The organism is Pirellulales bacterium (genome assembly GCA_036267355.1).
Taxonomy (GTDB): Bacteria; Planctomycetota; Planctomycetia; order Pirellulales; family DATAWG01; genus DATAWG01.
Map to the genome: position 1 here is coordinate 45776 of DATAWG010000058.1, position 19119 is coordinate 64894.

Sequence of the window (19119 nt, forward strand, 5' to 3'; positions counted from 1 at the left end):
GGTGAGGGGACAGGCCACCGCTGGTTCGTGAGAACGCTATGGGGCACGCTTGCGGTTTCGCGCGTTGCCATTTTTGTTCAACCGAGGCCGGCCCAAGCCTATTTCCGCTCGTCGCTCGCGCGGCTTGCCGTCTCGTTTGACTGCGTCGCCGGCCGGCGCCCGACAAGCAACAATTCGCCCGGTTTCAAGAATCGTCGGATATGCTCAAGCACCACGGTGTCGGGAGGCAAGATCGGCCGGAGCTCTGCCAGGCCATCGAGATCCGTGATCAGCAAGGTCCCTTCCAAATCGTCGAGCCATAGCCGTGTGTCGTCTGGCTGATAGGGATCGATCGGTCCGCTCGGCGCGACCGCTCGCGCCACTTCGATCGAAGCGCCGGGCGCACTAGCGTTGGCTAGCCGAACGCCCATGATCGGTTCGTTCCGGCCGGCGTAATACACGAAATCGGGCAGGCGGATGCGATAGGTCGCGATCGGCGTCGATCGGTCGCCGTAGCGGTTCACGGCTTCAACGAACTGCACGCTCGTTTGCAGCTTGCTGATCGGCACCGCGGCAATGGCAAATATCCCGGTAAACAATGCCACGGCCATCACGACCAATGAAGTGGCGGCGAACGCCGGCTGCCCGCGCCGCTGGAATATCCAGCCCGCAACCGCGCCGGCGATGAGGATCAGCCCGAGCCAATTCGAACTTGGCGCCCCCGGCGCAAACCGCGCAACCACCAGCGGCAGCGCGACAAGAAATCCAATTCCCAGCGCCGCCAGAGCAGGCCAACCCCACTTAAACCAATTGCGTCCGAATACGAGTTGCGGCGCCGAAATCCAATCCGCGATCCACAGCCCCGCGATGACCGCCAGCAGCGGATAGGTCGGTGCGATATAGTGCGAGAGCTTGCTGGCCGACAACGTAAACACGGTGAACCAAACCGCGATCCAGCATAGCGCAAACACGCATGCCCGCGATTTCGCATCGCCGCGGCGCAGCCGACCGACGACCGTGATCAAACCAAACACGAGCGTCAGGACCCACGGAAAAAAACCAACCATCAGGGCCACCGGGTAATACAGCAACGAGCCGGCATGTTGCTCCATCGGGTGCAAGAAGCGATGGAGATTGTGGTGAAACAGGAAGCTGTCGATCCAATCTCCGTGCGTCATGATGCCTACCGCGATGTACCACGGCAGCGCGATTGCCGATACGACGATGGCCAGCGTCACCGGCCGCATGGCCCAGGTTGCAGCGGGAAAGTCGATAATCGCGGCTGTGATTCGTCGAACGGCAGCGTGCAAGGCGCGGCCGATCCGGCTAGCGACGGAGACGGTCGGTAGGGGCGGCTGTTTGCGGCCCGGAAGTTGTTTGGCCGGCTCAGCCACTGCTTCAACAACCCGCGGCGCAGTGTTCGCCCCGCCAACAGTTAGCACCCAAATTCCCAAAGCGGCGACCGGCAAGAGAACGCCGACCGGCCCTTTGGCCAGCACCGCCACGCCAAGCGGTGCGTACATGGCGACAAACCACCCCCATGATCGCGGCATGACCGCACGAAATCGCGCGAGCCCACTCGGCGAACCGGCCATATTAGCCCGAAGCGTCAGCGAGGAAGAACCGGCCATACTAGCCCGAAGCGTCAGCGAGGAAGAACCGGCCGCGTCATGCCCGCGCAGAGCCGTGGGCATGGCACCCTCGAGGCTGATACCCTCGACCCGCGCGCCCGCGACGCTGGCGCCCGCGGCGCTGGCAACTTCACCGCCGCCCCATAGCTCGCGTCGCACGCCGACGACATACATCAAGACCGACAGGGTGGTGCAAAAAATCAGCGGCGAATCGGGCGAGGCGGCTCGACCAACCACGGCAAACGTCGCCGTCGTTGCCACAATCAATCCGGCCCACAGGCCGACTTGCGGCCGGAACAGCCGCCGCCCCAAATGGTAGGTCATGAGCGCCGTGCCCACCGCCAATAAGGCTGAGGGAAACCGGGCGGCGAATTCCGTTTGCCCAAACAGGTGAAACGAGCCCATCATCAGCCAATACAAGAGCACGGGCTTGTCGGTCCACAAATGCTCGTTGAACGTCGGCACGATCAGATCGCCGCGATGCATCATTTCCTGTGTGCAACGTGCGTACTCCGGCTCGTCTTCGTCCCACAGCTTCGGTGCTCCGAGGCCGATGAAGAAAACAGCCGCTGAAGTGAAAAGAATCGCAAACTGGTGGCGAATGAGTGTTCGCATTGCAACTGGCTTCCATGCCAAGGGTGGGTCGATACGGGGCCGGAACTGTAGGAAATCCGCGGTCCAGGGTCAAGGCGTCAGCAACCGGTGCGAACGCGCGAAACCGCAAGCGAGCCGGAATCTCGAACGATGCAGGAAGCCCGCTTGCGGTTTCGCGCGTCGCCGCCCCCCTGTTCGCCGATTCAATGCTTTGGCACAATTTCATGCCATCCTGCTAGCGTTTCTTGCCGCCCCCAGTTCTCAGGAGTGCTTGCACCATGCCCACCAATGGAAGCCTCAATCGGAAGTTGCGTATGGCCTTGGTCGGCGGAGGCCAAGGTTCCTTCATCGGCCGCGTTCATGCCGCGGCGGCCGTACTCGACAATCGGGCCGCGCTCGTGGCCGGCGCGCTATCGAGCGATCCGGACCGGGCCAAAGCCTCGGCTTCGGACTACGACATCCCGCTGGATCGGGCTTACGGCTCCTATCAAGCACTGCTGGCAGGCGAAAAATCGCTCTCGCCCGAGCGCCGGATCGATTTCCTCTCGATCGCCACGCCCAACCACACGCACTTCGAAATCGCCAAGGCGGCAGTGGCGGCCGGCTTCAATGTGATTTGCGACAAACCGATGACGTTCGATCTCGCTCAGGCCGAGGAATTGGCCGACGCCGTAGATCGATCGGGCGTGGTGTTCGCCGTCTCGCACAACTACACCGGCTACCCGCTGGTGCGCCAAGCGCGGCAGATGATCCTCGGCGGCGAGCTCGGCGAGATCAACGCCATTCGAGCTTTCTACATCCAGGGTTGGCTCCGCACTCGGCTGGAAACGGGCGATCAAAAGCAGGCCGCATGGCGCACCGATCCGGCCCGCAGCGGCGCTGCCGGCTGTTTCGGCGACATCGCCACGCATGCCTACAATCTGGCCCGTTACACGACCGGCCTGCTGCCGGAGCAGATCAGTTGCCATTTGAAGACTTTCGAAGCGGGCCGAAAGCTCGATGACTATGGCACGGCCATCGTGCGCTTCGAGAACGGCGCGTTGGGCACTGTCACGGCATCGCAGATCACGCATGGCCGCGAAAACGATCTTTGGATCGAAATCGACGGCACTAAGGGTTCGCTCGAATGGCATCAGGAAGAGCCGAACAAGATGCTGGTCCGCCGCAATGGCCAGCCGCACTCCTTGTACACCCGCGATCCGAACGCACCGTTCATGAACGATCTTGGCCGCGGCGCATGCCGGCTGCCGAGCGGGCATCCGGAGGCGTTTTTCGAAGCGTTCGCCAACGTCTATCGCGCCGCCTACGAAGCGATGATCGCCCGCGCCGCCAGCGAGAAATTCGCCACCGTCGATACGGTTTATCCGAACGTGAACGACGGTGTGGAAGGCATGTATTTCATCCAGCAAGCCGTCGCCAGCAGCCGCGAAAACGGCGCATGGCTGCCGCTACGGCACAAACGGGCGCGGCGATAGATGGGCTATTCGACCGTAACGCTCTTCGCCAGATTGCGCGGCTTGTCGACATCGCAGCCGCGGATCACGGCAATATGGTAGGCGAGCAATTGCAGCGGAATCGCGGTGATGATCGGTTGCAAGAAATCCTCGGCCTCGGGAATCAAAATCACGTCGTCGGCCAATTCGGCGACGCGGTTGTCTTGTTCGCCGATCACCGCGATCACCGGTCCGCCGCGAGCCTTTATCTCCTCGAGGTTCGACATCACCTTGTCGTACACAAAGCCGTGCGGCATGAGAAACACGCTCGGCGTATGTTCGTCCACCAGCGCGATCGGGCCGTGCTTCATCTCCGCGGCCGGATAGCCTTCGGCATGGATGTAGCTGATTTCTTTTAGCTTCAGCGCCCCTTCCAAGGCGGTCGGAAACGTGTGCTGCCGCCCAAGGTAGAGGAAATTGCTGCAATGGGCATACTTGGCGGCGATGCGGCGAACTTCGTCGTTCGTCCTAAGCGCCTGGCGCACCTGATCGGGCAATTGCTGCAAGGCGTCGATGATTCGCAGCCCGGCGCCGAAGCTCAAATGGCGAAGCCGGCCGAAATACAGCCCGAGCATCGCGAGCACGACGCATTGGGATGTGAACGCCTTGGTCGAGGCGACGCCAATTTCCGGACCGGCGTGCAGATAAATGCCGCCATCGGATTCCTGGGCGATCGAGCTGCCCACGACGTTGCAGATCGCCAGCGTCGGATGCCCCTTGCGCTTGATTTCGCGCAGCGCCGCCAGCGTGTCGGCCGTTTCGCCGCTTTGCGTGATCGCGAACAGCAGCGTGTCGCGGTCCATCGGTGGATTGCGGTAGCGCAGTTCGCTGGCGTATTCCACTTCGACCGGAATTCGCGCGAATTCCTCGATCAGATATTCGCCGACCAGCGCCGCATGCCAACTCGTGCCGCACGCCGTGAGCAGAATCCGGCCGATCGATCGCAATTGCTGCGGCGATAGATTCAAGCCGCCGAACACCGCGGTCGCCTCTTCGCGGCAAAGACGGCCCCGCATGGCATTCTGCAGCGACTCGGGCTGCTCGAAGATTTCCTTGAGCATGTAGTGCGGGTAGCCGTTCAAGCCGACATCGTCGCTGGCGATCTCGAGCGTGCGAACGCGATGGCTCACATGCCCTTGATCGCGATGCACGACGCGGAGCGAATCGGCCGTCAGAATCGCCAACTCGTGATCGGCCAAATACACGATCCTCTGCGTGTTGCCCGCCAGCGGCGAACCGTCGCTCGCCAAAAAGTGCTCGCCATCGCCAACACCCACCACCAACGGGCTGCCAAGCCGCGCGGCAAACAATATGTCCGGGTATTCGCGAAACAAGATCGCGAGGCCGTAGGTGCCGTGCAGCTGGGCCAGCGCGGCGGCAATGGCGCGGATCAAATGGTCGTAACGGTCGTCCGAGCCGGTTTTTGTATCGTGGACAGGAGTGCCGTGGGCGCGCGAAAGAATGGGGACAGGCACCTCGGGGTCGGCCCGATCCATGGGGCTTGCCGTCAGATGGTCGGAGCCAGTCCCCATTCTTTCGCTCCGTCCGTCGGCCGAGGCCAGTTCGCGCTCCAGGCAGCTTGCGATCAGATGGGCGATCACTTCGCTATCGGTCGCGGAGCGGAAGATGTAGCCTTCGCTTTCGAGCCGTTCGCGCAACGGCCGAAAGTTTTCGATCACGCCGTTGTGCACGATGGCGACCGTCTGCTGGCCGCCGATATGCGGATGGGCGTTCTCGTCGGTCGGAGCGCCGTGCGTGGCCCAGCGTGTGTGGCCGATGCCGATCGTACCGGGCGCGGGAGCGTCGGCGAGTTTTTCTTCAAGGGCGTCGATTCGGCCGGCCGTTTTCACCAGATCGAATTGGCCGTCGGGCGCGATGGTAGCAATGCCCGAGCTATCGTAGCCGCGATATTCGAGCCGGCGGAGTCCTTGCAACAAAAACTCAACGGCCGGACGATGCCCGACATAACCGACAATTCCGCACATGGCATTGGCTCCGATGTTCGCGCTGTAACAGCCGCCGGATGGCGGCGCCGTTTGATGGTTCCAAAGGGGGTCGGGCACATTTTTCGGCGGCGGCGCGCTTTGGAAATGCTGACCGCAAACAGGCCGAAAAATGAGCCAGAACCCGGACCGCCGCCGGCGCCGCCACAATCACCGGCGAATCGGGATGGCAAACTCAACTCATTATTATAACATTATTTGCGCGATCGGCCGGAGACGAGTTTCTGAAGCCCTTGCTATCGCTATTCTGTTGGAGTTCACGCTTTCGCGTGTCGCTTTTCAGCACGCTAAAGCGTGACCTCCCACAAAGATTGGCGATCCTCCGCACTGTGAAACTATGAAACCACTGACCAGCTATATCGTTATCCCCGCTCGATTGCAGTCGACGCGGCTGCCGCGAAAAATGCTATTGCGCGAAACCGGCAAATCGCTGATTCAGCACACGTATGAAGCCGCCCGGCAAGCCCGCAAGCCGCGGGGCATTTGCATTGCCACCGATCACGAGGAAATCGCCGCCGAGGTGCGCTCCTTCGGGGGCGAGGCGATGATGACCAGTGTCGATTGTGCCAGTGGCACCGATCGTATCGCCGAAGTCGCCTCGCGGCTTTCCGGCATCGATATTTTTGTCAACGTGCAGGGCGACGAGCCGGAGATGTCGGGCCAATCGATCGACCGCGTGATCGAGCTCTTGGAAGAGCACCCGGAGGTGTCGATGGCGACCGTGGCCACGCCGATCCGCCAGCGAGAGCAATTGAGCGATCCGGCGTGCGTGAAGGTGGTGTTCCCGATTCATCGCGATGCGGCGGGGCGGATCTCGGGCAACGCCCTGTATTTCAGCCGCAGCCAGATCCCGTTTGCCCGCGAATGGGACGACAGCTTGCTCTCGGCCGAGCCGCCGAATTTCTATCTCCATTTGGGGCTCTACGCCTACCGCCGCGATTTCCTGGCCAAGCTGACGCGTCTGCCGCGCTCGCCGCTGGAAAAGCTCGAAAGCCTGGAGCAACTCCGCGTGCTGGCCGCCGGCCTGCCGATCCTCGTCGGCGTGGTAAGCGAATCCTCAAGCGGCATCGACACCCCAGCCGACTACAAGGCATTCGTCGCACGAACGCGGAAGAAGTAATGGCGAAACAATTACCTGCTATACTGGCGACTGGGCTTCGAGTCGGTAATGGCCGCGATGCAGCAACGTATACCACAGATCGATCGCATTTCGCCGGGCTTCGCCGCCCCAGTAAAGTTCGCACTTTTTGTCGCGATGGCGATCGCATCCGTCGCGGATCGGGCGGCTAGTGGCGCAGCGATTGAATCCTCGGCCAGCCATTTGGTTGCCGAGCAGACGGCGATTGAAGCGAAGGACTCAGGACAACTTGCAACGCTGGCCGCCTGGTGCGATGCGCACAAGCTTCCATCGCAAGCGAAAATGGTTCGCGAGTGGCTGCCGCATCGCGAAGCGAACAAACTCTATTTCTTTCTGATTCCTGATACTTTCGCGCCACCGGCGGCGATAACCAACACCGCGGCCGATGCTCCGGCAGCAAGCGATTCAAACGTAGCGCGATGGTGGCAGCAGTTCGTCAAGCTGCGGCAGACCGAGGCCGATGCACTGTTTGCTCTCGCCAAAAAAGCGTTGGCGGCTCACGAGCCGGCGCTGGCATATGAACTCGTGCGCGAAACGGCGCGCGAAAACCCCGATCATCCCCAAGCGCGAATCATCCTCGGATATGAAAAATACCATGGCCATTGGATGTCGCCGTATGCGATGCATCGCATGGTCACGGGCTACGCGTTTCACGAAAAGTTCGGCTGGGTTCCGGCCGGCGACTTGCCGCGTTACGAACGCGGCGAACGGAGATATTTGGGCGGTTGGATCGACGCCGCCACCGACGCCCGAAAGCATGCCGACATTAAAACCGGCTGGCGGATCGAGACCGAGCATTATGTCGTCACCACGAATAGCAGCCTCGAGGCGGGCGTCGCGCTCGCCGGACAATTGGAACGGCTGAACGAAATCTGGCGGCAGATATTCGTCACGTATTATCTTCCCGAGGCGGAGTTGCGCAAGCGCTTCGAAGCCACGGCCCCGGTTCGCCCGGCGACGCACCAATTGCATGTCGTCTATTTCGCCGATCGCGATCAATATAATGCCACGTTGCGGCCGATGCAGCCGAGGATCGGCATGACGCTTGGAATCTACATGTTCGACTCGCACACGGCCTATTTCTTCGCCGGCGACGGGCAGAACGAGCAAACGCTGTTTCACGAAGCGACGCACCAGTTGTTTCAAGAAATTCGCCCCGCGTCGCGCGACCTTGGCCGGCACAACAACTTTTGGATCATCGAAGCGGTGGCCTGCTACATGGAATCGCTGGTCGACCATGGCGACTATTACACGGCCGGCGGTTTCGAGGAGGGGCGCGTGCCGGCGGCACGGCAGCGATTGCTGGCAGACCATTTTTATGTGCCGCTCGCTGAACTGTGCTCGATCGGCCGCGACGCGTTTCAGCACGACCCGCGGCTGCCGAAGATCTATAGCGAATCGTCCGGTCTGGCGATGTTTCTGATGCACGACGGCGCCGGCCGCTACCGCCAGCCGCTCGTCGAATATTTGCTCGCCGTGTATGCCGGCAAATCCGACCCCGACACGCTCTCGCGCCTGACTGGCACAAAATACGACAAACTCGACGAACAGTATTTCGACTTCATGAAGCAATCGCCGAACTAGGGTTCGTGGCTCGGGACTCGTGGTTCGCGACTCGGGCCGAGCAAGCGAACAGTGCGACCAATCCGAAGTCCGGACCACGGACCACGACCCCCGAATCAGATTGATTTCCTCCGAAAATGGCGGATAATCCTTTTGTGAGCATCGATAATTTCATCATGGCCGAGCTTCACGAAGCGGCCGAGCGGGCCGGCAAGAAAGTCCGCGATCGCGATGCGATGCGGCGCGCCTGCAGCCAGTTGGATGTAGCCAGAGAAGAGCTACGTAAACGCGTCGGAACCCTCGATATTGCCGTCGGCCTTATTCGTTCCGGCCGCGACCAGTGAAGTATCCGTCGCTTTCGCTTCTTTCACGGGCGTTCGAGATCGCTTCGCAAGCGGGGATCGGTGTTTACGACTGTCTTGACTCTCGCGGGGGATGGGCATTGCGATCTATTGACGGCCGACAAGAGGCTCTTGGTATCACGAACGTTTGAATTCTTTGCAGTGCGGAACGAAAGCGGCTTTATCGTAGTAGGCACACTCCGTGTGCCGTCAGCGCGCCGCGGCGCGTTGCGCCGCCGAACAGCGCCGCCGAACAGCGCAGACGGCACACGGAGTGTGCCTGCTACTTTGGTTGCGGCTCCGCCGCGCTGTGTTCCCACATGTCTCTCCCTTCCCGCGATGACAACAAGCAGGCCGAAGAAAGAAGGTGACGGAACATGCCTCGTCCTTGGAAGCTCGCGGAAATCAACTATGGCTACGTGAAAGACCATCCTTATGAGGTGGCGGTGCTGCCGTTGGGGGCCACCGAGCCGCACAATCTGCACCTGCCGTATGGCACCGATATTTTCGAGGCCGACGCGATCGGCGAGCATATTTGCCAGGCCGCCCATGAGCGCGGGGCTCGGGTGGCTCTGTTGCCGACGATTCCCTATGGCACCGAAACGAATCAGATGGCCTTTCCGATGGCCATGAATCTGAATCCCTCGACGGTCGCGGCCGTGGTGACCGATTTGGTCGATTCGTTGGCGCACCATGGGGTTCGGAAACTGATGCTGCTCAATAGCCACGGGGGAAACGATTTGAAGCCGGTGCTCCGCGAATTGTATGGCCGCACTTCGACCGCCGTGTTCTTATGCAACTGGTATCAGGCCATTGCCGACATGCAGCGCGAAATCTTCGAGCGGCCCGACGATCACGCGGGCGAAGTGGAAACATCGCTGGGGCTGGCTTATTTTCCGGACCTTGTGGCCCACATGCCGGACGGCAAACTAGCTGCCGACGACGGCGCCGTTCGGCGCGCGCGGTTCGAAGCCGTCAACCGCGGCTGGGTGTCGATCACGCGCCCCTGGCATTTGCTCACCACGAATAGCGGTTCCGGCAATCCGCACGCGGCCACGGCCGAAAAGGGGCGGCAGTTGATGGAACTGCTGGTCGACCGCTTAGCGAGTTTTTTGGTCGAGCTCTCGGCAGCGCCGCTCGACGAACGGTTTCCGTTCGAGTGACAGTCGCCGGCGCACTCGGCGCCGGCAAGCGGGCCGTAGGCTCGGACGAAAAATAGCTTCCGCTTTTCGAATCCCTCGCCCTGCCCTCTTCCGCGAGGGGGAGAGGAGTCTGTGGAGAAGCTATTTTCGGCCGAGCCTTAGGCGGCGCCGGCTCTGTCATCGCTTCGGGCCAGCGTTTTGAGACAAGGCCTGGCCCGAAGTATTACAGACGGAGCGCCTCAATGCCGAAGCTATTCTTCGAGCAGACCTGAAGCGGGATTTTGACCCGCGGGCGGTGCAAAACTATTTCTGCTCGATCCGGTAGAGATTTGTCTTCGTTCGCACGATCAGCGCGTGGCCGGTAAGGGCGGGCGAACTCATGAAGCCGTCGTCCAGGTGATTGACGGCCAATTCTTCATAGTCGCGGCCGACTCGCAGCACGGTCGTCGTGCCATTCTCCCCGAAATAATAGATCCGGCCGTCGGCGGCGACCGGCGAGGCGGAAAAACTGCTTCCCAGCCGTTTCGACCACAAAACCATTCCCGACTGTGCCTCGACACACGACGCAACGCCCGAGTCGTGGACCAGATAAATCAGATCGCCGACCAACAACGCCGAGGGCTTTGAGCCGACCGACTTGCTCAATTTCCAGACGACATTCGTCGCCGTGATGTCTTTGCCGAGCGTGTCTTTTCCGGCGGCATCCTTCCCGGCAGCGACCTTCCCGGCAGCATCCTTCCCGGCAGCGGAGTTGTTCACGGTCGCTTCGGCGGCTTCGACAATTTTTGGCGGACGGACAGCCAGTAGGTCTGCCTTGCCGAAGCCGGTGTTCAAAAACAGGAGCCCATCGCCGAAAATCGGCCGGGCCGTCGAAGAAAAGCTCGAATAATGAACTCGCCACAGCTCTTTGCCGGTGCGAGGATCATAAGCCAGCGTCGCTTTCGAGCAAGGGCTGATGAGTTGAAGCTGCCCCTCGACATCGATCACCAGTGGGGTCGAGAACGCTTTTTTCATATCGCCGTCGGCGGTGCCGTAGTCGATATCGCGATCGCGGCGCCAAATGGTTTTTCCGGTCTGCTTATCCAAAGCGACAATGTATTGGTAGTCGTATCCGTCGAAATGCAAGAACAGCAGATTCTGGAACAGAACCGGCGACGATCCCGGCCCGCGGAAATGGTTGCACGGCAGATTGCGGCGCTGCCAGACGACATGGCCATCGGCCGTGTCGAGGCATGCCGTGCCGGCGCTGCCGAAGCTGACGTAAACCCGGCCGGCCTCGATCACGGGCGTCGGCGAGGCGTAGCTGTTGAAGGTGTGGATGGCCTGCGGTTGGGCGACCTCGAAGAGTTTCCGGTCGTGCAGGATATGGCCGCTCGCCGCATCGACGCAAACGGCGAACAATTGCTTGCCGTCTTCGGTGGCCGTGGTCAACCAGATTTGGCCGCCCCAAACCACGGGGCTCGACCAGCCCCGGCCATGGATGGGTGTCTTCCAAACGACTCCTTGCGTTTCGCTCCACCGCACCGGAAGGCCGGTTGCATCCGAGTGACCCTGGCCGTCGGGCCCGCGAAACTGCGGCCAGTTACCATTCGAAGCCAGTTTATTGCCGGACACCGCCCCATTGCCGTCAGCCGCCGCCGACGGCGGCGCGACCAGAATCGCGGCAAATAGAGCAAGACAAAGAATCAGGTGCGACGCCGGGCGATGCATAAACGGCCGTAAAATGCCTTTGAAGAACAGCTTTGGATCATAAGCGTCCACCACCGAAAGTTCAAACCCGCCAGCGAAAACCAGGGCAGATAACCACGAAAGAAACGAAAAACGCGAATGACGAAAACCACGGATCACACGGATGCACACTTGGTAAGACGGTATGGCGAGCGCTCTCGGTTATTCGCGCTTCGTCATGCGTCATTCGCTTCGTCATTGGTTGTTTCGTTAGTCGTCATTGCCGGCCTCCGGGCCGGCCATGCTGTCGCCGCCAGCAGGCGTCCTCTAGACACAAGCCCGTCTGGCAGGCTAAGTTAGTGCTAGGTTGGAATTCGTTTTGGGGAAGCCAAGGGGCGCCGTATTTGTGCGGCCCACCCGGCGACTGCCGGCATTCGCTTTCGGTTTTGAGTTTGCACCCAAGGTCGTCAATGCGGTTCATACAATTCATTGGCAAGAACGTGCTTCGGCGGAAAGTGCGCTCCACGCTCACCGGCATCGGTGTGGCGGTGGCGATTTCCGCCGTCGTTGCGCTCCTGGGAGTCGCCAGCGGGTTCGAGCAGTCGTCTCGCGAAATGCTCACCGGCCGCGGCGTCGATCTGATCGTGAAACGGGCTGGCTCCGGTGATTTCGACACCACGCGGCTCGATGAATCGATCGGCCCCCAACTGGCCGCCGTGCCGGGAGTCAGCCAAGTGACGCCCGAGCTAGACGACACGGTGAAGCTGAACGACGATCCGCTTGGAATCCGCTTGGAGGGACTGCCGCCCGAAAGCCCGACACTGCAAGAGCTTTCGCAGCGGATTGATGCTGGTCATGGGCAAGGACGCGGCCTCACTCCCAGCGATCGCAACTGCGTGTTGCTGGGCACGATCCTTGCCCGAAATCTGAACAAGAAGCCGGGCGACACCGTGGAAATCGAAGGTCAGAAGTTCAAGGTCGCCGGCATCTACCAAGGCGCCTCGATCCTGGAAAATCGTGGCGCAGTGGCCCATTTGGACGAATTGCAAAAGCTGATGGACCGGGCCGGGCAGGTTTCCGAATTCGAGATCATGCTCAAGCCGGGGTTGGCGGGCAACGAAGCGGCGGTCGACCGCGTAAGAACCGACATTCAGAATCTGACCGGGCTCGACGGCAAGCCCTATCACCTATCGGCGATGACCACCGAGCAGTATGTCGACAACGACAACGGCATCAAGCTGGCCGGCGCGATGGCCTGGATGACTTCGTCGATCGCCCTGGTGATCGGAGCGATCGGCATGCTCAACACGATGATCATGTCGGTTTTGGAGCGCACGCAGGAAATTGGCATCTTGCGGGCGATCGGCTGGCGAAAAGCCCGCGTGATGCGGATGATCTTGGGCGAATCGTTTGCCTTGAGCCTCGGCGGGGCCGTGGTAGGCACGGGGTTGGCGCTTTTTCTGACGGCGGTCGTGAGCCGATTGCCGGCCGCGGAAGGGCTAGTGCGGCCCGATGTGTCGTTTCGCGTGATCGTAACGGGTTTTTTGCTCTCACTTGTCCTGGGATTGGTTGGCGGAGCCTATCCGGCCATCCGCGGGGCGAGGCTGGCACCCACGGAGGCGTTGCGCTATGAGTAGCACGATGTTCGATTCATCCCAGCCGGCCCTGTTGCGCTGTGAACGCGTCGGGCGGACTTACACCGACGGCGAAGTGACGGCGCTCGTGGATGTGTCGTTGGAAATTCGCCGCGGCGAATATGTCGCCATCATGGGTCCCAGCGGCAGCGGCAAATCGACCCTGCTGAACCTGTTGGGCACGCTCGATCGCCCCACCAGCGGCGAAATCTATTTCGAAGACAAACCGCTCTCCACGTTGCGCGACCTCGACAACTTCCGCAGCCGCAAAATCGGCTTCGTGTTCCAATCGTTCTATTTGCTGCCGACGCTGACCGCCATTGAAAACGTGCAAATCCCCATGTTCGAAGGCGCGCTCTCGGCCGGGCAACGGGTGCGGCGGGCCGGCGAACTGTTGGCGTCGGTCGGCATGACTCATCGGGCAAAGCATCTGCCGAGCCAATTGTCGGTCGGCGAACGGCAACGTGTCGCCATCGCCCGAGCCTTGGCCAACGAAGCACCGTTGCTCTTGGCCGACGAGCCCACCGGCAACCTCGATTCACACAGCGGGGCCGACGTGCTGGACCTGTTCGACCAACTCCACACCGAGCACGGCATGACGCTGATCGTCATCACCCACAGCTTGGAAGTGGCCGAGCGGGCCGAGCGAATCGTCTGGATCCGCGACGGCCGAGTGGTCGAAGAACCACTGAACGCCGGCACGATCACTACCCATCAGCGAGCGCATAGCTAGCGGGCACCTCGTTAGCAAGCGCATCGCCAAACGGCGCATTGTTTGCTACAGAGCGACATACGACGCCAAAAATCGGACAGGACACCCGTCAGTCTGCTCGAAACAAGTTTGCTGTTGAGGCCGTCCCTCGCTAACGCTTCGGGCTACTTTCCCGTCGAGGGGAGCATGCATACTAGCCCGAAGCGTTAGCGAGGACGGCGAGGTCCGCGTTAGCGATACTAGCCCGAAGCGTTAGCGAGGACGGCGCGGCTGCTTTTCGCCGCCGCCGTCAGCCGAGTTTTACAACCGTGTGCCACTGGCTTCGCCAGTGTTCCGGATCCAAGCTGGAGGGATCATGGGAAGCGATGGCGGAGCCCGTGTCACGCTGAACGTCAACCGATCTCGAATATTCCTTCGGCTACACCCATGCGATTCTTCGCGTTTGTTTGGAAAAACGTCTCTCGCCGCAAGATGCGCAGCGGGCTGACCGTGGTCGGTCTGGGCGTTGCCGTGGCCGCGGTCGTGAGCCTCTTCGGCATTTCCGACGGCTTTTCGACGCAATTCAAGGCTCTCTACGCTCGCCGCGGCATCGATCTGGTCGTGCAGCGGGTCGGCAGCAAGACCGAACTGAACAACGGTCTGCCAAATTCCTTGGGGGAAGACATCAGAAAGCTGCCCGGCGTCTCGGCCGTGATGGGTGGGCTGATGGACGTCGTGTCGTTTCCGGAGCAAAACATTCCCAGCGTAATTATCAATGGCTGGGCCCCCGATTCTCCGCTGTTCAAGGAACTGCACATCCTGCCCGGCGGCCGGTTGCTCCATGCGGGCGACCATCATAAGGTGCTGCTCGGCAGCGTCTTGGCCGAGAATTTGAGCGTCAAGGTCGGCGACACGATCCCGCTCTATGGCGAAAAGGCCGAGGTTGTCGGAGTTTTCAAAAGCGACGAGCACTACGAAAGCGGCTCGATCGTCGCCCTTTTGTCCGATATGCAGCAATTCATGAACCGGCCGCATCAGGTGACCGGCTTCATCGTTCGGGCCGCGATCCCCAAAGACGCCAGCCCGGAACAGAAAGCCGGCATCCTCGATCAATTGCAGCGCCAGATCGACGCGCTCGATCCCACCATTGCCGCCATCCCGACCGATCAATTCATCGACAGCGTCGGACCGATCAAGCTGAGCCGGGCAGTGGCCTGGGTCACCTCGGCCATCGCGCTATTGATTGGCGGGATCGGCATGTTGAACACGATGGTGATGTCGGTCTACGAGCGGATTCGCGAGATCGGCACCTTGCGAGCCATCGGATGGAAGAAGATTCAAGTGATTCGCATGATCCTGGTCGAATCGCTGCTTTTGAGCCTGGCCGGGGGCACCGTCGGCGCGCTCGCCGCCGTTGGCCTTACCCATGTGCTCAGCCATTTCCGCCAGACCGCCGGCTTCATTCAAGGCACGGTCGCACCGACGGTGATCGTGCAAGGCTTTTTATTGGCCGTCGCCATCGGCGTCGGCGGAGCCATCTATCCCGCCTGGTGGGGCGCGAACCTACGTCCTGTCGAAGCGATGCGGCGGAAATGATCGCCGTGTCCGACGGGCCACCCTGGAGCCCGCAGCGCAAGCAAGGAATTACCGGGACTCTCTCTTGCTAGCGGTCGCGCTGCTGTCGCTCAGGCAGTGTGGCACTGGCAAGCGCAGCCTGCCAATGCGAGCGCGGGTGAGAGTTTCGGTCTCAGCAACACGCGACCCTCCTATCGTTCTCGACACCCGCTCATCAATGTTCACACGAACTCGCGGGGCCGCACTGGCAGACTGCGCTTGCCTGTGGCACACGACGCTCGCGGGCGGCCAGCGTGGAGCCCGCAGTGCAAGCAGGGACGAATCCGAAAACTCCTTTGCTACCGCGTCGGGCTCCTGCCGCACACCACCAAACAGCCGCCGGTCATGGCTTCGGGTGCTGCGATAGTAGATAGCCCATCAGGTTATAGAAGTCCGTTTCGCTGAGGATGTCGGCAACGTTCGCCGGCATCGGCGAGAGGGGGAGGATGCGGCGTTCGGCAACGTTGCTCTTGGCGATTTGCGTTTCCTTGCCTTGGTTGTCCACCAGCACCACGGTTTGGCCTTCCTCGCGCACGACCAGGCCGGTGAAACTGCGGCCGTCGTCGGTTTGGATTTGCGTCGCACGGAACGCTTGATCGACGATGCGGTTTGGATCGAGCACGTCTTCCAATAATCGATCCAGGCCGCGAATGCCAATGCCGTCGAGATCGGGGCCCACCTTGTGTCCCTCGCCACCGATGCGATGGCAATTCGTGCATATCTTGTTGAACGCCTGCCGCCCGAGCGCGGGGTCGGGCTTGAACTTCAAATAGCCGTCGTGCCGCTGCTGGATCAACCGATCGAGCCGATCGTCTCCCCTGGGCAATTTGGCCGTGAGCGTTTTCACTTGCTCGGCCAGATCGGGAATCCCTTGCGCATTGAGCCGGCTGATCACCGTGGGCTCGCGGAGCAATCGGGCCGATGCTTTGCCATCGTGAATCGTCGCCAACAGCAGCGTGCCGCCGGTGCGGCTGCCGGCCAGACTGGCGGCGATATCGACGGCCAACCGCTCGGGCGCTGCCGGCAAGCGGTGCAAGAGTTCGTCGTGTGCCGCGGGTGTGTTGATGGCCGCAAGCGCCTGCGCCGCCTTTTGCCGCACCGCGAGCGGCTCGTTCCCGCGGCCGACGACGCCGCTCAATAGCGCGACGGAACGAATTGCATCGAGCGCCACGCACGCATCGCTCGCCGGAGCCCGCAATTTGGGCCATTCCACCGCGGCCGATCCTGAAACGATTGCCGCCAGCCGGTCGAACTGCCCCACGACATGCCATTCACGCGCCAGATCGATCCCTTGGTTCAGTTGGCCCTCCTCGTTCGAGGCAAGCAGCTTTCCGGTAATGTCGTCGGCCCAGGTTTGAAAATCACCCGGCAATTTCGATTGACCCTGCTCTTGCATACCCTGCCGAACGGCCCGCAACAGATCGCGCTGCCGGTCGAGCGGCGTCGCATTCTGATGCCAGGTTCGCATTGCGGCAAATAGCTTCGGCAATTCGTCGGGCGGCAGATAGCGAGCCACATGGTGAACGTAGTTCGCCAGCGGGCTGCGATCGGCCGACGGATTCCAGTCGCCGATATAGTGCGTCGAATGCTTCACGGCGTCGATCGACCCGTTGGGCTCCTTTTGCGTGATCTCGATATATTCCAGCAGGAACCGCGCGGCGTCGGCCGAGGGCACGCCGAGGCTCACGTCGGCCATGCGGCCCCGCAGCACCGTGTCGCTGCCGGGAATTGAAGTCTGCTTCAATCGCACATACATGCTCGGGGCCGCCAATTGATCGCGCAGCGCAATGCGGCAAGTTTGAATCAAATGCGTGTCTTCGGCCGGCGTGCGGCCCCACAGGTCGGCCAACAGCTTGATATTCTCGATCGCCGGATGCTGCTCGAGCGCTTCCGCCGCCACGCGGCGCACGAATGCATCTGAATCGTCGAGCCGGCCGCGCACGAGCTTCATCACGTCGAGCGATTCTTTGGAGCCAGCGGGAGCGTGACCCGCAGAGAGGGGGACGGGCACATTTTGCTCAGCGGGCATCGCCAAATGAGCCAGTCCCCAATTCGGCCGCTCGGCCATCGCGCGCACCAAATGCACGCGCACCATCCGATCGGGATCGATCGCCAGTTTGAGCACCAATTTGTCGTCGAGCGCGCCGAGCCGCTGGAGCACCCACAAGCCATGCGCTCGCTGCGTCGGCGTTGATTTGTCGCTCGACAACAGTTCAACCAGCGGCACGACCGCCGCCTTGCCGATCCGATCGACCAATTCGTTGGTGGCCAGTGTGCGGATCGTGATATTCGCGTCGGCCAGCCGGTCGATCAATTCCGCGGCCGACATCGTGGCCAGATTTGGCATCGCCGGCTTCGCGGCCGGATGATCTTTGGTGCCGACATAAACGATCCGCCAGATGCGGCCCCGATCGTGGTCGCGGCCCGGATGCGTCAACGGCACTTCGTAATGCCCGATGATGCGATTGTAGAAATCGGCGACATATATCGCTCCATCCGGCCCGAGCTTCAAATCGACGGGCCGGAACCATTGATCGTCGCAACTCAAAAAGTCGTCGGTGCCGTCGGCCCAAAAGAATGAGCCGCGCGGCGTGAGCCGATCATGGTTGATGCGATGCGTCACCGGATTGCCGATGAACATCGTGCCGCGATATTCGGCCGGAAACTGCTCGGCCGCATAGTAGACGATGCCCGCGATCGCCGACGAGCCGTGCATGTGGTCCATCATCGGCGGGCCGAAGCCCAGGCCGTCGTCGGGCTTGCCGAAGCTGGGATAATAGGCCTCGCGAAGGTGCAGATAAATCGGCAGCGTTTCGCAATCGGAAACGAACATGTTGCCCAGCGGATCGAAGCAGATGCCGAACGGATTCACCCGGCCGTGCGACCAATATTCGAGATGCGAGCCGTCGGCGCGCATGCGGTAGGTGTTGCCCGACTGCATGTGGATCTTCCAGCCGTCGCGGCCGGCGACAGTGTCGTCGTTGGTGTAGCCGTGGTTGGCGTAGATCCAGCCGTCGAGCCAGCGCGTGAACGAGCTGTTCATGCCGTGCGTGTCGTGGTATTGAAAGTCGCCGTAGATGACTTTTCGATCGGTGACTTGGCCGGTGTGCCCCGGATCGGTGCAGCGCCAGATATCGGGAATGCTGTAGACCACGACGCCGTCCGGAATCGGCGTGACGCCGATGGGGATATTCAGCCCGTCGACAAACGTGCCGATCTTCGCGGCATGGCCATGTTCGTCGAAACCATCGATGATTTTGACCGTGTCGCGGCCTTTGGCGCCTGGCTTGGCCGGAAAGGGATATTCGATCGACTGCGTGAAATAGAGCCGGCCGCGCGAATCGAAATTCAAATTAATCGGCTTGCGGCATTCCGGCTCGGCGGCGACCAATTGGATTTCGAACCCCGGCGGCAAATGAAATTTCTTGAGCTGCTCTTGCGGCGAAAGCGGCGGCGCATCGACAACATTCGGATCGGCTTGCGCCTGGCGGACGGACGACATCGCCATCGACAATGCAAGCAGCAGCAGGACAGACAGAGTGCGAACGGCAGCAACGCGATTTGGCATGGGAATACCGATATGGCGGGGCAATGAAACGGTGGGATCACCAGCGGCGGCGAGCGCCCA

12 protein-coding genes are annotated in these 19119 nt (G+C 61.3%); 8 read left to right on the top strand and 4 right to left on the bottom strand.

Going from position 1 to position 19119, the window contains the following annotated elements; all coding sequences use genetic code 11:
- Window positions 1–98: 98 nt before the first annotated feature.
- Window positions 99–2225: a glycosyltransferase family 39 protein gene (locus tag VHX65_09350; protein HEX3998741.1), complete on the bottom strand. Its 2127-nt coding sequence runs from the start codon at window positions 2223–2225 to the stop codon at window positions 99–101.
- Window positions 2226–2482: 257 nt separating this feature from the next.
- On the opposite strand from VHX65_09350, the gene VHX65_09355 reads away from it, so the two are divergent.
- A complete protein-coding gene (locus tag VHX65_09355) occupies window positions 2483–3679 on the top strand; it encodes a Gfo/Idh/MocA family oxidoreductase (GenBank protein ID HEX3998742.1) in 1197 nt (398 codons plus the stop codon).
- Window positions 3680–3684: 5 nt separating this feature from the next.
- On the opposite strand, the gene glmS is transcribed toward VHX65_09355, so the two are convergent.
- Window positions 3685–5682 (bottom strand): glutamine--fructose-6-phosphate transaminase (isomerizing), encoded by a 1998-nt coding sequence (gene glmS, locus VHX65_09360; protein ID HEX3998743.1) that lies wholly within the window; start codon window positions 5680–5682, stop codon window positions 3685–3687.
- A 364-nt stretch (window positions 5683–6046) separates the two neighbouring features.
- On the opposite strand from glmS, the gene kdsB reads away from it, so the two are divergent.
- The 4 genes from kdsB to VHX65_09380 all read left to right on the top strand — a co-directional run bounded on the left by kdsB (window position 6047) and on the right by VHX65_09380 (window position 9905).
- A complete protein-coding gene (gene kdsB / locus VHX65_09365) occupies window positions 6047–6820 on the top strand; it encodes a 3-deoxy-manno-octulosonate cytidylyltransferase (protein HEX3998744.1) in 774 nt (257 codons plus the stop codon).
- A 135-nt stretch (window positions 6821–6955) separates the two neighbouring features.
- On the top strand, window positions 6956–8422 hold the full coding sequence (locus tag VHX65_09370) for a hypothetical protein (GenBank protein ID HEX3998745.1): 1467 nt from the start codon (window positions 6956–6958) through the stop codon (window positions 8420–8422).
- A 116-nt stretch (window positions 8423–8538) separates the two neighbouring features.
- Entirely contained in the window at window positions 8539–8745 is a 207-nt protein-coding gene (locus VHX65_09375) for a hypothetical protein (GenBank protein ID HEX3998746.1), read from the top strand.
- 374 nt (window positions 8746–9119) lie between these two features.
- Window positions 9120–9905: a creatininase family protein gene (locus tag VHX65_09380; protein HEX3998747.1), complete on the top strand. Its 786-nt coding sequence runs from the start codon at window positions 9120–9122 to the stop codon at window positions 9903–9905.
- Between the two features lie 282 nt (window positions 9906–10187).
- Here VHX65_09380 and VHX65_09385 read toward each other — a convergent pair whose 3' ends face one another.
- Window positions 10188–11594: a PQQ-binding-like beta-propeller repeat protein gene (locus VHX65_09385; protein HEX3998748.1), complete on the bottom strand. Its 1407-nt coding sequence runs from the start codon at window positions 11592–11594 to the stop codon at window positions 10188–10190.
- Between the two features lie 428 nt (window positions 11595–12022).
- On the opposite strand from VHX65_09385, the gene VHX65_09390 reads away from it, so the two are divergent.
- The 3 genes from VHX65_09390 (at window position 12023) to VHX65_09400 (ending at window position 15473) form a co-directional block, all read left to right on the top strand.
- On the top strand, window positions 12023–13189 hold the full coding sequence (locus VHX65_09390; GenBank protein HEX3998749.1) for an FtsX-like permease family protein: 1167 nt from the start codon (window positions 12023–12025) through the stop codon (window positions 13187–13189).
- A gap of 4 nt (window positions 13190–13193) precedes the next feature.
- Window positions 13194–13919: an ABC transporter ATP-binding protein gene (locus VHX65_09395; protein HEX3998750.1), complete on the top strand. Its 726-nt coding sequence runs from the start codon at window positions 13194–13196 to the stop codon at window positions 13917–13919.
- Window positions 13920–14324: 405 nt separating this feature from the next.
- Window positions 14325–15473 (top strand): ABC transporter permease, encoded by a 1149-nt coding sequence (locus VHX65_09400; GenBank protein HEX3998751.1) that lies wholly within the window; start codon window positions 14325–14327, stop codon window positions 15471–15473.
- A 361-nt stretch (window positions 15474–15834) separates the two neighbouring features.
- Here the strand turns inward: VHX65_09400 and VHX65_09405 are convergent, their stop codons facing one another.
- A complete protein-coding gene (locus VHX65_09405) occupies window positions 15835–19059 on the bottom strand; it encodes a c-type cytochrome (GenBank protein HEX3998752.1) in 3225 nt (1074 codons plus the stop codon).
- Window positions 19060–19119: the final 60 nt, after the last annotated feature.